At 68.8% G+C, this 13,676-nt stretch carries 12 protein-coding genes; 10 read left to right on the top strand and 2 right to left on the bottom strand.

What is annotated here, in order from left to right; genetic code table 11:
• Positions 1-238 precede the first annotated feature (238 nt).
• From pyrF to QZH52_RS17285, 4 genes are all read left to right on the top strand, one after another.
• The gene (gene pyrF, locus QZH52_RS17300) at positions 239-1,063 is read left to right on the top strand and encodes an orotidine-5'-phosphate decarboxylase (RefSeq protein WP_286533493.1); all 825 of its coding nucleotides are present in this window, start codon (positions 239-241) and stop codon (positions 1,061-1,063) included.
• Positions 1,064-1,242: 179 nt separating this feature from the next.
• Positions 1,243-3,057 carry a DUF1800 domain-containing protein gene (locus QZH52_RS17295; RefSeq protein WP_301811237.1) on the top strand — a complete coding sequence of 605 codons (1,815 nt, stop codon included), beginning with the start codon at positions 1,243-1,245 and terminating at the stop codon, positions 3,055-3,057.
• 11 nt (positions 3,058-3,068) lie between these two features.
• Positions 3,069-4,544 (top strand): DUF1501 domain-containing protein, encoded by a 1,476-nt coding sequence (locus tag QZH52_RS17290; protein WP_301811235.1) that lies wholly within the window; start codon positions 3,069-3,071, stop codon positions 4,542-4,544.
• Between the two features lie 44 nt (positions 4,545-4,588).
• Positions 4,589-5,080 carry a GFA family protein gene (locus tag QZH52_RS17285; protein ID WP_301811233.1) on the top strand — a complete coding sequence of 164 codons (492 nt, stop codon included), beginning with the start codon at positions 4,589-4,591 and terminating at the stop codon, positions 5,078-5,080.
• Here the strand turns inward: QZH52_RS17285 and QZH52_RS17280 are convergent.
• Entirely contained in the window at positions 5,061-5,888 is an 828-nt protein-coding gene (locus QZH52_RS17280; RefSeq protein ID WP_301811230.1) for an IclR family transcriptional regulator, read from the bottom strand. The genes QZH52_RS17285 and QZH52_RS17280 overlap by 20 nt on opposite strands.
• A gap of 119 nt (positions 5,889-6,007) precedes the next feature.
• On the opposite strand from QZH52_RS17280, the gene QZH52_RS17275 reads away from it, so the two are divergent.
• From QZH52_RS17275 to QZH52_RS17250, 6 genes are all read left to right on the top strand, one after another.
• Complete coding sequence (locus QZH52_RS17275; protein WP_301811227.1) at positions 6,008-6,967, top strand: MBL fold metallo-hydrolase; 960 nt, start codon at positions 6,008-6,010, stop codon at positions 6,965-6,967.
• Between the two features lie 175 nt (positions 6,968-7,142).
• Positions 7,143-8,807, top strand: coding sequence for an FAD-dependent oxidoreductase (locus QZH52_RS17270; RefSeq protein WP_301811223.1), 1,665 nt, complete (start codon positions 7,143-7,145; stop codon positions 8,805-8,807).
• A 6-nt stretch (positions 8,808-8,813) separates the two neighbouring features.
• Positions 8,814-9,005, top strand: coding sequence for a DUF2783 domain-containing protein (locus tag QZH52_RS17265; RefSeq protein WP_286519852.1), 192 nt, complete (start codon positions 8,814-8,816; stop codon positions 9,003-9,005).
• Between the two features lie 19 nt (positions 9,006-9,024).
• On the top strand, positions 9,025-10,353 hold the full coding sequence (gene hmgA / locus QZH52_RS17260; RefSeq protein ID WP_301811219.1) for a homogentisate 1,2-dioxygenase: 1,329 nt from the start codon (positions 9,025-9,027) through the stop codon (positions 10,351-10,353).
• 89 nt (positions 10,354-10,442) lie between these two features.
• A complete protein-coding gene (fahA, locus tag QZH52_RS17255) occupies positions 10,443-11,714 on the top strand; it encodes a fumarylacetoacetase (protein WP_301811216.1) in 1,272 nt (423 codons plus the stop codon).
• 78 nt (positions 11,715-11,792) lie between these two features.
• Positions 11,793-12,734: a hypothetical protein gene (locus QZH52_RS17250; RefSeq protein ID WP_301811214.1), complete on the top strand. Its 942-nt coding sequence runs from the start codon at positions 11,793-11,795 to the stop codon at positions 12,732-12,734.
• 6 nt (positions 12,735-12,740) lie between these two features.
• Here the strand turns inward: QZH52_RS17250 and QZH52_RS17245 are convergent, their stop codons facing one another.
• A complete protein-coding gene (locus tag QZH52_RS17245; protein ID WP_301811211.1) occupies positions 12,741-13,598 on the bottom strand; it encodes a LysR family transcriptional regulator in 858 nt (285 codons plus the stop codon).
• Positions 13,599-13,676: the final 78 nt, after the last annotated feature.

Below are 13,676 nucleotides of genomic sequence, written 5' to 3'. Positions count from 1 at the left end.
ACGCACCCGGCTCCGTCGCGTTCCCTATCCGGCATTCGCGAAAGATTCTGAAATCCGGCCCCCGGAGAGAGCGGCTCGCCCTCTTGACAGGATCAAGCCATATCAGCCCCCACGCTCCCCACTCCGTGTGGTTCGCTGCCCCCCGAGGGGGCCGCAGGCCGCCTTGGGGCGGCCCGGCGCCGGCCTGGGTTCCCTCGCCGAGCTCGAGCCAGCCACCGGCCGACCTAAAATTCGGCCCATGACCTTCCTGGACAAGCTGCGCGCCGCCGAGCGCCAAAACGGCTCGCTGCTGTGCGTCGGACTCGATCCCGAGCCGACCAAATTCCCCGCCGCCCTGAAAGGCGACGCCAGCCGGATCTACGACTTCTGCGCCCGCATCGTCGACGCCACGGCCGACCTGGCGATCGCCTTCAAGCCGCAGATCGCCTATTTCGCTGCCCATCGTGCCGAAGACCAGCTCGAACAGCTCATGGAGCACATGCGCCGCAACGCGCCGCACGTGCCCACCATCCTCGACGCCAAGCGCGGCGACATCGGCTCGACCGCCGAGCAGTACGCCCGCGAGGCCTTCGAGCGCTACGGCGCCGACGCCGTCACCTTGTCGCCGTTCATGGGCTTCGATTCGGTCGAGCCGTACCTGCGCCACCAGGGCAAGGGCGCCTTCCTGCTGTGCCGCACCAGCAACCCGGGCGGCGCCGACCTGCAGGGTCAGCGGCTGGCCGACGTCGACGGCCAGCCCTTCCTCTACGAGCACGTGGCCAGGCTGGCCCAGGGACCGTGGAACCTCAACGGCCAGCTGGGCCTGGTGGTCGGCGCCACCTACCCGGCCGAGATCGAACGCGTGCGCGCACTGGCGCCCACGGTGCCGCTGCTGATCCCCGGCGTCGGTGCGCAGGGCGGCGACGCGGTCGCCACGGTCCGCGCCGGCTGGCGTCCGGACGCGCCGATCGTGGTTAACTCCTCGCGCGCCATCTGCTACGCGTCGGCCGGGGATGACTTCGCCGAAGCGGCCCGGCGCGAGGCCCTGCGCACCCGCGACGCACTCCAGGCCGCCAGGCCCTGAGCGACATTCCGCGTCAGTCCGCAAGCCGTCGGTTGTATCGATGTGACGAAAAAAGTCACATTTGTTCACAACTGTCGTACTAAACGCTTCTACTGGCCGCATCCAGCCGCCCGAAAACTGCGGGCATGGCACTTGCCTGATGAACGTCGGCGCGTCCGCGTCGAGGAGTGAGGCATCCCATGGTGGAAGACATCGCAACCGGCCGCGACACCGCGGCCGACGAGAGCGCGCGCGTGCCCGAGGCGGCCGCGCCAAGCCCGGCGGGCGCAACGTCTCGCCCCCTGCCCCTCGCGGCCGCCCTGGCCGCGTCGGCGGCGGCGCTGGCGGCCTGTGGGGGTGGCGGCGGCGGCGGCGGTGGAGGCGGCGGCGCGGGCTTCGCGGCGGTTGGCGAGTCGTCCGCGCCCACCGTCCAGGCCGGCTCGCTGAGCGCCCTGGCCAGCACCCCGACCGCGCAGACCTATGTCTACACCCAGGCCAAGACCGACGAGGAGGCCGCGCGCTTCCTGCTGCAGTCGCAGTTCTCGGCCTCGGAAGCGGACATCGCCGCCGTCCGCAGCAAGGGCTACCTGCCCTGGCTCGGCGAGCAGGTCGACCGCCCGGCCGAGCAGGGCGGGCGCGACTGGATCCTGGGCAAGGCCGCCAACGCGGTCAACGCCGACGACATGATCTGGAACCAGCTCATTACCGCGCCGGACGGCTTCCGCAAGCGCATGGCGCTGGTCTTCAGCGAGATCTTCGTTGTCTCGCGCAACGACATCGGATCGAGCTGGCCCGATCTCATGATGGCCCAGTACTGGGACATGCTGGTGGCCGGCGTCACGACCAACTTCCGCAAGCTGCTGGAGGACGTGACGCTCAATCCGGCGATGGGCTACTACCTCAACACAAGGGGCAACCAGAAGGAGAACGCCCAGGGCCGCCAGCCGGACGAGAACTATGCGCGCGAGGTCATGCAGCTCATGACCATCGGGCTCTACCAGCTCAACGCCGACGGCACCGTCAAGACCGGCGGCGACGGCACGCCGCTCGACACCTACAGCCTGGACGACGTGACCAACCTGGCGCGCGTCTTCACCGGCTACGACCTCGACATCCGGGCCAGCGACGTCGACACCAGCGCCTGGACCGCGCGGCCGATGGTGCTCACGGCGGCCCGGCATTCGGTGCTCGAGGCCCGCTTCCTGGGCACCTCGGTGCCGGCCGGCACCGAAGGCAAGGCGGCGCTGAAGATCGCGCTCGACACGCTCTTCAACCACCCCAACGTCGGCCCGTTCATCGGCAAGCAGTTGATTCAGCGCCTGGTCACCAGCAACCCGAGCCCGGCCTACGTGCAGCGGGTGTCGGATGTCTTCGCCGACAACGGGGCCGGCGTGCGCGGCGACATGAAGAGCGTCTTCGCCGCGGTGCTGCTCGACAACGAGGCGCGCAGCCCGGCCGGCCTGTCGGACCCCGGTTTCGGCCGGCTGCGCGAGCCGATGCTGCGCTTCACGCAGTGGGGCCGCACCTTCGGTGCCGGCTCGACCAGCGGCAACTGGAAGATCGGCGACCTCTCGCGGCCCAATGACCAGCTCGGCCAGAGCCCGCTGCGCTCGCCGTCGGTGTTCAATTTCTTCCGGCCCGGCTACGTGCCGCCATCGACCTCGATCGCCGCCGCCAGGATGGTCGCGCCCGAGTTCCAGCTGGTCAACGAGACCAGCGTCGGCGGCTACCTGAACTTCATGCAGAACAGCGTGCTGCCGAAGAGCACCGGGCGGGATGTCAACGCCGCCTATGCGAGCGAGCTGGCGCTGGTGCTCGACCCGGCCGCCCTGGTGCAGCGGCTCAACCTGCTGCTGACCGCCAACCAGCTGTCGGCGGCCACCCAGGCGCTGATCGCCGGTGCGCTGGCCAATCCGGCGGTGTCCGTCAACAGCACCGACGCGGTCAAGCTCAACCGGGTCTACGCGGCGGTGCTGCTGGTGATGGCCTCGCCCTCCTACCTGATCCAGAAATAAGGGACCGCGCGATGTACCTGATCGATCCTGCCGCGCACACGCGACGTGCCTTCCTGCGCCGCTCCGGCCAGCTGGCGATGGCCGGCACCGCGCTGCCCTTCGCCCTCAACCTGGCCGCGATGGGCGAGGCGGCGGCGCAGGCCGCCCCCGCCGACGACTACAAGGCGCTGGTCTGCGTCTTCCTGTTCGGCGGCAACGACTACGCGAACACCGTCATCACCTACGACGACCCGAGCTACAACGCCTACAGCACGATCCGAGTGCCGCAGGGCGCGGGCGGGGTGGCGATCGCCAAGGATGCGCTCGCCGCCACGCTGCTGGCGCCGACCGTGGCGCTGCCCGACGGCCGCCAGTACGCGCTGCACCCGTCGATGACGCAGCTCGCCGGCCTGTTCAACACCGACGGCAAGGTCGCGGTGCAGCTCAACGTCGGCCCGCTGGTGGTGCCGCTGACCCGGGCCCAGTACAACAACAGCAACAAGAAGCTCTACCCGCAGCCGCCCAAGCTGTTCTCGCACAACGACCAGCAGTCGACTTGGCAGTCGTCCTCGCCCGAGGGCTCGACCGTGGGCTGGGGCGGCAACGTCGGCGACCTGGTGCTGGACCAGCGGCAGAACACCAACGCGCTGTTCACCTGCATCTCGGTCGCCGGCAACGCCGTGTTCCTGTCGGGCGACCAGGCCCTGCAATACCAGGTCAGCACCAGCGGCGCGGTCGGCATCCGCAGCATCAAGGACGGCACCACCTACGGCTCCAGCAGCGTCAAGGCGGCGATGGCGCAGCTGGCGCAGGAAACCCGCGGCCACACGCTGGAGAACGAATACAACAAGGTGACCCAGCGCGCGGTCCAGGCCGAGACCACGGTCACCAGCGCGATCCAGACAGCGACCTTCGCGACCGACACCTTCGGCTCGCTCAACACCGGGCTCGCGAACCAGCTCAAGATGGTCGCGCGGCTGATCCGCGGCCGCAGCACCCTGGGCGCCAAGCGGCAGGTGTTCTTCGTCTCGATGGGCGGCTTCGACCTGCACGACAACCTGATCGCCAACCAGCCAGGCCTGATGCAGCAGCTGAGCGATGCCATGGCCGCCTTCCATCGGCAGATGGTCGCCCAGGGCCTGGCCGACAAGGTCACGGCCTTCACCGCCTCGGACTTCGGCCGCACGCTGGCCAGCAACGGCGACGGCTCCGACCATGGCTGGGGCGGCCATCACTTCGTGGTCGGGGGCGCGGTCAACGGCAAGGCGTTCTATGGCACGCCGCAGGTGGTCAGCATCAACAACGACCCCAAGCTGGCGGGCTACGAAGGCCACGTGGGGCAGGGCCGCCTGATCCCGACCACCTCGGTCGACCAGTACGGCGCCACGCTCGCCAAGTGGTTCGGCGTGCCCGACGCCGAGCTGCCGGGCATCCTGCCGAACCTGAAGAACTTCGGCGGCAATTTCAACGGCATCGAGTATCCGAAGAACGTCGGCTTCATGGCCTGAGGCCGCGGTGTAATCTGCGGGTCCCAGCGCCGGAGACTTGCCCGATGACCGATCCCGTCCACCCGGATTCCTTTCCGATCGAGGGCGGCTGCACCTGCCGTGCGGTCCGCTACCGCATGGCCAGCGCGCCGCTGTTCGTGCACTGCTGCCATTGCCGCTGGTGCCAGCGCGAGAGCGGCTCGGCGTTCGCGCTCAACGCGATGATCGAGGCCGACCGCGTGCAGTTGCTCGAGGGCCAGACCGAGCGCGTGGCCACGCCCTCGGCCAGCGGCAAGGGCCAGGCCATCGTGCGCTGCGGCCGCTGCCAGGTCGCGCTGTGGAGCCATTACGCCGGCAGCGGCGACGCGGTCAGCTTCGTTCGCGTCGGCACGCTCGACGACCCCGACCTGCTGCCGCCCGACATCCACATCTTCACGATGTCGAAGCAGCCCTGGGTGCTGCTGCCGCCGGGCACGCCGGCCGTGACCGAGTACTACCGCCGCTCCGAGCACTGGCCGGCGGCCAGCATCGACCGGCTCAAGGCCTTGAAAGCGTAGCGCCGAGACGCTGCGACACCTGGTCGGCGCAGGCCTTGAGCGCCACGGCGATCTCGCCGCCCCAGCGGGTGTCGAAGATCGCTGCCGGCCCGATGGCGGTGACCGCCAGCACGATCGCGCCCATGCTGTCGAACACCGGCGCCGACATCGCGCTGATGCCAGGCAGGATCTCGCCTTCGGAGCGGCTCAGGCCGTGGGCCCGCACCTCGTGCAGCTGCGCCTCGAAGGCCGGCCAGCCGGGCAGCCGCTGGGCCGGCGGCATGCCACGCTGTGGCGGCTGCGCGGCGCCTTTCTGCTCGCGCTGGCGCTCCTGCTCCAGCAGGCCGCGCACCACTTCCGGGTCGAGGTAGGCGCCGAAGAGCCGCCCCGAGGCCGTGTGGGTGAGCGAGAACACCGTGCCGTGGCGCATGTTGACGTGCAGCGGGGCCGGCGATTCGGCGATCCGCACGATGGTCGCGCCGCGGTCGCCCCAGACCGCGATCGCCACCGTGTGGCCGATCTGCTGCGCCAGCTCGGCGATCAGCGGTGTCGCGATGTGCACCGGATTGGCCTGCTGCAGGCTGATCAGCCCCAGTTGCAAGGCCAGCGGTCCGAGCAGATAGTGGCCGGTGGTGCGGTCCTGCTCGATCAGCCCGAGGCGGCCGAAGCTGACCATGTACGGGTGCGCCTTGGCGGCGGACATCTCGGCCTCGCGCGCCAGGTCCTTGAGCGCCATCGGCCGGCCATGGTGCACCAGGGCGCGCAGCAGCTGGCCGCCCACCTCGATGCTCTGGATGCCGCGCTGGGCGCGATCGGAGTCAGCCGCCATGGGATTTCGTCATTCGTTGATACAGAAGGCATTAGACATTAACTGATCCTCGATTTACACTGCGTCCATTCGTCCCACGCGAATTCATTCACTTTAGACAAATTTCAGGAGACTCCGCGATGTCAGAGACCAAGAAGTTCGCCAGCCAGGCCGATCTCGAAGAAAAGAAGATCACCTTCAGCCAGATTTCGGAGCACGCCTGGGCCTACACGGCCGAGGGCGACCCCAACACCGGGATTGTCATCGGCGACGACTGCGTGCTGGTTGCCGACACCCAGGCCACGCCGGCGATGGCGGCCGACGTGATCCGCCGCATCCGCGAGGTGACCGACAAGCCGATCAAGTACGTGGTCCTGACCCACTACCACGCGGTGCGCGTGCTCGGGGCCAGTGCCTACGGCGCCGACCACATCCTCGCCAGCCAGGACACCTACGACCTGATCGTCGAGCGCGGCGAGCAGGACAAGGCCAGCGAGATCGGCCGTTTCCCGCGCCTGTTCGCTGGTGTCGAGACCGTGCCGCCCGGCATGACCTGGCCGACCATGACCTTCACCGGCAAGATGACGCTGTGGCTCGGCAAGCTCGAGGTGCAGCTGCTGCAGCTCGGCCGCGGCCACACCAAGGGCGACACGGTCGTCTGGCTGCCCGGGGAAAAGGCGCTGCTGTCCGGCGACCTGGTGGAATTCGGCGCCACGCCCTATGCCGGCGACGCCTATTTCAAGGACTGGCCGAAGACGCTCGAGAACCTCGCGGCGCTGAAGCCCAAGGCGCTGGTGCCCGGCCGCGGCGCCGCGCTCACCACGCCTGATGAAGTGGCCAAGGGCCTGGACGAAACACGCGCGTTCATCTCGGACGTCTACGCCAACGTCCAGAAGGGCGTCGCGGCCGGCAAGGACCTGAATGCCGTCTACAAGGAAACCTACGCGGCGTTGAAGCCCAAGTACGGCCACTGGGTGATCTTCGACCACTGCATGCCCTTCGACGTCACCCGCTGCTACGACGAGGCCACCAAGTACACCGACCCTCGCATCTGGACCGCCGAGCGCGACATCGAGATGTGGAAAGCCCTCGAAGGCTGAGGATGAAGCTCGCCCCCAGGTTGCCCGGCACTTCGTGTCCGGGCGCCCACCCCCTGCCGGGGGCAACACCAGCGGCCTGGCAAAGCCAGTTCCGCGGTGTTTCACCAACGGGCCCGGCTGCGCCGGCCGAGAAACCCCGCAAAGCGGGTAGCGCACAAGACAAAGGAGACAGACCGTGGACGTAACCGCATCGCTCGATTACCAGTCGCTGCGCTTCGACTACAAGCGGCACCCCGACCAGGATGCCGCGACACCGGCCCACCATCCGGTGGTGGTGGTCGGCGCCGGCCCCGTGGGCCTGGCGCTGGCGATCGACCTCGCCCAGCGGCAGGTCCCGGTGGTGCTGCTCGACAACGACTGCACCCTGTCGACCGGCTCGCGCGCGATCTGCTTCGCCAAGCGCACGCTGGAGGTGTTCGACCGCCTGGGCTGCGCCGGGCGCATGGTCGACAAGGGCGTGTCGTGGAACGTCGGCCGGGTGTTCTTCGGAGACGAGCAGGTCTACAGCTTCGACTTGCTGCCCGAGGCCGGCCACGAGCGCCCGGCCTTCATCAATCTGCAGCAGTACTACGTCGAGGGCTATCTGGCCGAGCGCGCCGCCGAGTTGCCGCTGATCGAGCTGCGCTGGAACAACAAGGTGGTCGGCATCGAACAGGGCGCCGACCAGGCGCTCCTGACCATCGAGACGCCCGAGGGCGAGTACCGCCTCGCGGCCGGCCACGTGGCCGCCTGCGACGGTTCGCGCTCCAGCCTGCGGCAGCTGCTGGGCCTGGAGGCCAAGGGCCGGGTGTTCCGCGACCGCTTCCTGATCGCCGACGTGAACATGGACGCCGACCTGCCGACCGAGCGGCGCTTCTGGTTCGATCCGCCCTTCCACCCGAAGCAGAGCGTGCTGCTGCACAAGCAGGCCGACAACATGTGGCGGGTCGACTTCCAGCTCGGCTGGGACGCCGACCCGGTCGAGGAGCGCAAGCACGAGAACATCATCCCGCGGGTGCGCGCGCTGCTCGACAGCATCGGCCACCAGGGCGCGCGCTTCGACATCGGCTGGGCCAGCGTCTACACCTTCGCCTGCCAGCGCATGGAGCGCTTCCGGCACGGCCGCGTGCTGTTCGCGGGCGATTCGGCGCACGGCGTGTCGCCGTTCGGCGCCCGGGGCGCCAACTCCGGCGTGCAGGACGCCGACAACCTGGCCTGGAAGCTGGCCGCGGTGCTGCGCGGCGAGGCGCCCGACGCCCTGCTCGACAGCTACGCCAGCGAGCGCGAGTACGCGGCCGACGAGAACATCCGCAACTCGACCCGCGCCACCGACTTCATCACGCCCAAGAGCGAGGTCAGCCGGCTGTTCCGCGACGCCGTTCTGGAGCTGTCGAAGCGCCACGCCTTCGCGCGGGCGCTGGTCAACAGCGGCCGGCTGTCGGTGCCGAGCACCCTGCGCGAGTCGACGCTCAACACGCCCGACGTGGATGCGTTCGAAGGCCCGATGGTGCCCGGTGCGGCGGCCGCCGACGCGCCGCTGGCCGGCGCCGATGGCCGCGCCGGCTGGCTGCTGCGCGAACTGAGTCCGCCCGCCGGCGCGGCCACGCGCTTCACGGCACTGGTCTTCGGTGACGGCGCCGAGGCGGAGCGCAGCCTCGCTGCGCTGGCCCGAGCCGACGTGGCGCTGCACATCGTGCGGGTGCCCCCGGGCAGTACGGGCGAACTCGCCGCCCGGCGCTACGACGCCCGGCCCGGCACCGTCTACCTGCTTCGCCCCGACCAGCATGTCTGCGCGCGCTGGCGCGCACCCACACCCGAGGCCGTGCGCGCCGCGCGCGACCGCGCACTCGCCAAGGGCTAGACCGCCATGGACCTGATCACCACCCCCAACCTCGACGCCCCCGACGACTTCTACGAGGCCCTGATCGAAGCCCATCAGGGCCTGTCGAGCGACCAGAGCCACGCCTTCAACGCCCGCTTGGTGCTGGTGCTGGCCAACCATATCGGCTCGACCGCCGTGCTGCGCCAGGCCTTCGAGGCGGCCGCGGCTTCCCGTTGAACCCTCAGAGAGACTCCCCATGACGATCGCATCCGCGGCCGAGCGCCGCTACCAAAGCGGCTTCGGCAACGAGTACGCCACCGAAGCCGTCGCCGGCGCGCTGCCGCAGGGCCGCAACAGCCCGCAGCGCGCGCCCTTCGACCTCTACCCCGAGCTGATCTCGGGCACCGCCTTCACGGCGCCGCGGCACCAGAACCGGCGCACCTGGATGTACCGGCGCCAGCCGTCCGTGGTCGCCGGGCGCTACCAGGCGTATGCGCAGTCGCACTGGACCACCGGCGCCGACCGCGAGATGGCGCTCGCGCCCGAACCGCTGCGCTGGGCCCCGCTGCCGCTCGACGGTGCCGACGCCGATTTCGTCGACGGCATGCGCACGCTGGCCGCCAACGGCGATGCCGAGGCACAGAGCGGCATCGGCGCCCTGGTCTACCTCGCCAACCGCTCGATGGAACGCCGCTCCTTCGTCAACGCCGATGCCGAGATGCTGGTGGTGCCGCAGCAGGGCCGGCTGGTGGTCACCACCGAGATGGGCGTGCTCGACGTCAAGCCCGGCGAGATCGTGCTGCTGCCGCGCGGGGTGGTGTTCAAGGTCGACCTGGTCGACGGGCCCTCGCGCGGCTACGTCTGCGAGAACTACGGCGCCCAGTTCCGGCTGCCCGAGCTGGGCCCGATCGGTTCCAACGGGCTGGCCAACGCGCGCGACTTCCAGGCCCCGGTGGCGGCCTTCGAGGATGCGACGGTGGCCTACGAACTGGTGAAGAAGTCGGGCGGGCGCTTCTGGTCGGCACCGACCTCGCACTCGCCCTTCAACGTGGTCGCCTGGCACGGCAACCTGGCGCCGGTGAAGTACGACACCGCGCACTTCATGACCATCGGCTCGATCAGCTTCGACCATCCCGATCCGTCGATCTTCACGGTCCTGACCTCGCCCTCCGACACGCCCGGCACCGCCAACTGCGACTTCGTGATCTTCCCGCCGCGCTGGCTGGTGATGGAAGACACCTTCCGTCCGCCGTGGTATCACCGCAACCTGATGAGCGAGTTCATGGGCCTGGTCTACGGCGAGTACGACGCCAAGCCCGGCGGCTTCAAGCCGGGCGGCGCGAGCCTGCACAACTGCATGGTGCCGCACGGCCCCGACGAGGAAGCCTTCGACAAGGCGAGCCACAGCGATCTCAAGCCGCAGAAGCTCGACAACACGCTGGCCTTCATGTTCGAAAGCCGGTTCCGATTCATCCCGACCGCCTATGCGATGCAAAGCCCGGCGCTCGACCAGAACTATGCCGACTGCTGGGCCGGCCTCAAGGACAACTTTGGCTCGCCCCCAGGTCGGGCTCACTCCGTGTAGCCCTCCCACCGCCTGCCGGGGGCAACACCAGCGGCCCGGCGAAGCCGGTTTCGCGGTGTTTCTGGAACAAACCGTTTGAAGGATCCGACATGACAGAACTAAACGATACCCACGACCCGAAGCTGCGCAGCTGGGTCGCCTCGGCCAACCAGGCCGGCTGCGACTTTCCGATCCAGAATCTGCCCTTCGGCCGCTTCAGTCACAGCGCCGACGCGGCGCCGCGCATCGGTGTCGCGATCGGCGACCGGATCCTCGACCTGCGCCGCGCCGGCCTGATCGACAGCGACGACATGAACGCGCTGATGGCGGCCACGCCCGAGAAGCGCGCGGCGCTGCGGGCGCTGATCTCCCAGGGGCTGGCCGAAGGCAGCGCGCGGCAGGCGGAATGGGAGTCGGCCCTGGTCAGCCAGTCGGCGGCGACGATGCACGTGCCCTGCCGCATCGGCGACTACACCGACTTCTACACCAGCGTGCACCACGCGACCACGGTCGGCAAGCAGTTCCGTCCGGACAACCCGCTGCTGCCGAACTACAAGTGGGTCCCGATCGGCTACCACGGGCGGGCCTCGTCGATCGGCGTCAGCGGCCAGCGCTTCAAGCGGCCGCAGGGGCAGACCAAGGCGCCGGACGCCGCGGTGCCCAGCTTCGGTCCGTCGAAGCGGCTGGACTACGAACTCGAGCTCGGCTGGTTCGTCGGCCAGGGCAATGCGCAGGGAGAGCCTGTCGGCATCGGTGCGGCGGAGTCGCATCTCTTCGGCGTGACGCTGTTCAACGACTGGTCGGCGCGCGACATCCAGGGCTGGGAGTACCAGCCGCTGGGCCCGTTCCTGTCGAAGAACTTCGCCAGCACGCTGTCGCCCTGGCTGGTCACGACCGAGGCGCTGGCGCCCTTCCGCGCGGCCTTCGAGCGCCCGGCCGACGATCCGCGGCCGCTGCCCTACCTCGACTCGGAGGCCAACCGCGCGCAGGGGGCGTTCTCCATCGAGCTGGAAGTGCTGCTGCAGACCGCGAAGATGCGCGAGGCGGGCGAGGTGCCCGTTCGGTTGTCGAAGACCAACAGCACCCGCGCCGCCTACTGGACGCCGGCCCAGCTGATCGCCCACCACACGGTGAACGGCTGCAACCTCCAGCCTGGCGACCTGCTCGGCTCGGGCACCCTGTCCGGCCCGGAGGCGGTCGAGGCCGGTTCGCTGATGGAGCTCACGAACGGCGGCAAGCAGCCGATCGTGCTGCCCAACGGCGAGCAGCGCAGCTTCCTTGAAGACGGCGATACGCTGGTCATGCACGGCTGGTGCGAGCGCGCGGGCGCGGTGCGCATCGGCCTCGGCGAAGTCAGCGGGACGGTGCTGGCGGCAGGCTGATCCGAAAGCGGTGCGGGGTCGCGGCCCCTCACCAAAGGGCAATTGCGCATCGTCGCGCGGCGGGCACCATCGAGACCGATGAAACCGCACGAGGCGTTCGCGCTGCTGATGGCTGGCGCATTGGGTCCCGCGACCGCCTGTGCGCAGGGGCTGGACATCGTCGGCTCGCGCATCCAGCAGCATGCCAACGGGGTGCTGGCGCTGATGGCCTACCAGGCGGTGCCGGACCTGACCTCGAGCAGCCTGTCGATCACCAACCCGACCAGCGGCAACCCCGGCATCGTGATGTCGCAGCTGGGCGACGGATTCACGGTGAGCAAGAGCCTGCCGCTGTACCTCGAGGGCGCGATCGCCTACAGCCGCTACGACCCGGTCTTCGTCGCCAGCAACGGTGTCGACGCGCGCCAGCTGCCGACGCGCTGGAATTCGTTCAGCGGTACCGCCGGCATCGGCTGGGACTTCCCCATCGCACCGGAGCTCGCCTTCCGTCCGATCTTCAATTTCTCGCTCGGCAAGGTGGCGAGCGACCTGCAGATCGCCAGGGCCTATCTCCGGAACGTCACCGACCGCCAGCTCGACTTCCTCGACGGCGGCTCGCTCAACGCCTATGGGCTCGGCGGTGCAGTCATGCTCGACTGGGAGCACTACCGCCAGGACTACGAAGTCGATGTCGAGCTGCGCTATTCGGACATCGAGCTCAAGTCCTACGGCAGCAGCAGCGCCGCGGTGGAGGGCAGCGCCTCGGCACGCACCGCCAACCTGTGGGCCCGCTGGCGCGCTCCGACCGGGCTGCAGGCCTTCGACCGGCCGTTGCGCTACGTGCTGGAGTTCTCCCATTCACGCTACCTGGGCAGCCAGGCCGACGTGCTGGGCTTCGACCGCCTGACCACGCTGGGCACCGGGCTCGAACTGGACACCAGCGCCCACGACATCTTCATCACCCGGATCCGGGCCGTGGTGCGCTATGTGTTCGGCAACAACGTGTCGGGGTTCTCGCTGGGGCTGGCGGTGAGTTTTTGAGGGTGGTCATTCCCATCGGGCTTCTTCGATGAGGCGGCCGAGTTCGACAACTGCAAAGCCGCGCTCCTCCGCATTGATTTCGCTGTAGGCCAGTGTGAAGTCCAGCATCGGCAACGCAGGAAAGCCCTGACCTTCGTTCAGTACGACCATGCCCGGGCGCAGGTTGTCGCTGGTGAATATCGCCACGGCAAGCCCGCTCAGCGCCACGGTGCGCAAGTCCTCCAGGCTGTGCGAACTGAAGGCCCCGTGCCAGGCGATCTCGGCGCTGTCGAGTGCGGCGACGCCAATTCGATGGCACACGCAGGGCAGCGGCGAGTAGGCCAGTGGCAACGAGGCCCCGTTGGGTCGCTCGAAGCCTTCGGCCGCAGCCCACACCAGCGGCAAGCGCCGCAGCAAGGTGCCCTCGGTCGTGCCCGAAACCGACACCACGACGGCCAAGTCCAATTCGCGCTCACGCACCATCGTCGCCAAGTCGAGGGTGAGGCCCACGCTGACCTCGAGGCGCACCTTGGGACAACTGCGGGAGAACTGGTGCAAGAGCCGTGGCAGGCGTTCGCTCATGAAGCTCTCTGGCACGCCGAAGCGCACCGTTCCTTCGATCGGCGAGGAGCGGAAATGCTGTGCCAGCGCGTCCTGCGCCTGCAATATGCGCTTGGCATGCCGCAGCAAGTCCTCGCCATCGGCCGTCAGGCTCAGGCGCCGTGTGGTGCGACGGAAAAGCGGCCGGCCCACCATTTCCTCCAGCCGACGGATCTGGTGGCTGACCGCCGATTGCGTCAAGTGCAGCTGCTCGGCCGCGCGCGTGAAGCCGTTGGCCTGATGTACCGCGACGAACGCCTGCAGAAGGCTGGTGTCAAAGTTCATAAGCTTAGATTGATGAATCTCATCGTTGAATCGAAGGAAATTCGATCATTTGCATCATAGATCACGACCTTTGAGAAT

This window comes from Variovorax ginsengisoli (assembly GCF_030486595.1).
Taxonomy (GTDB): Bacteria; Pseudomonadota; Gammaproteobacteria; order Burkholderiales; family Burkholderiaceae_C; genus Variovorax; species Variovorax ginsengisoli_B.
This window is presented reverse-complemented; position numbering and strand designations above follow the sequence as displayed.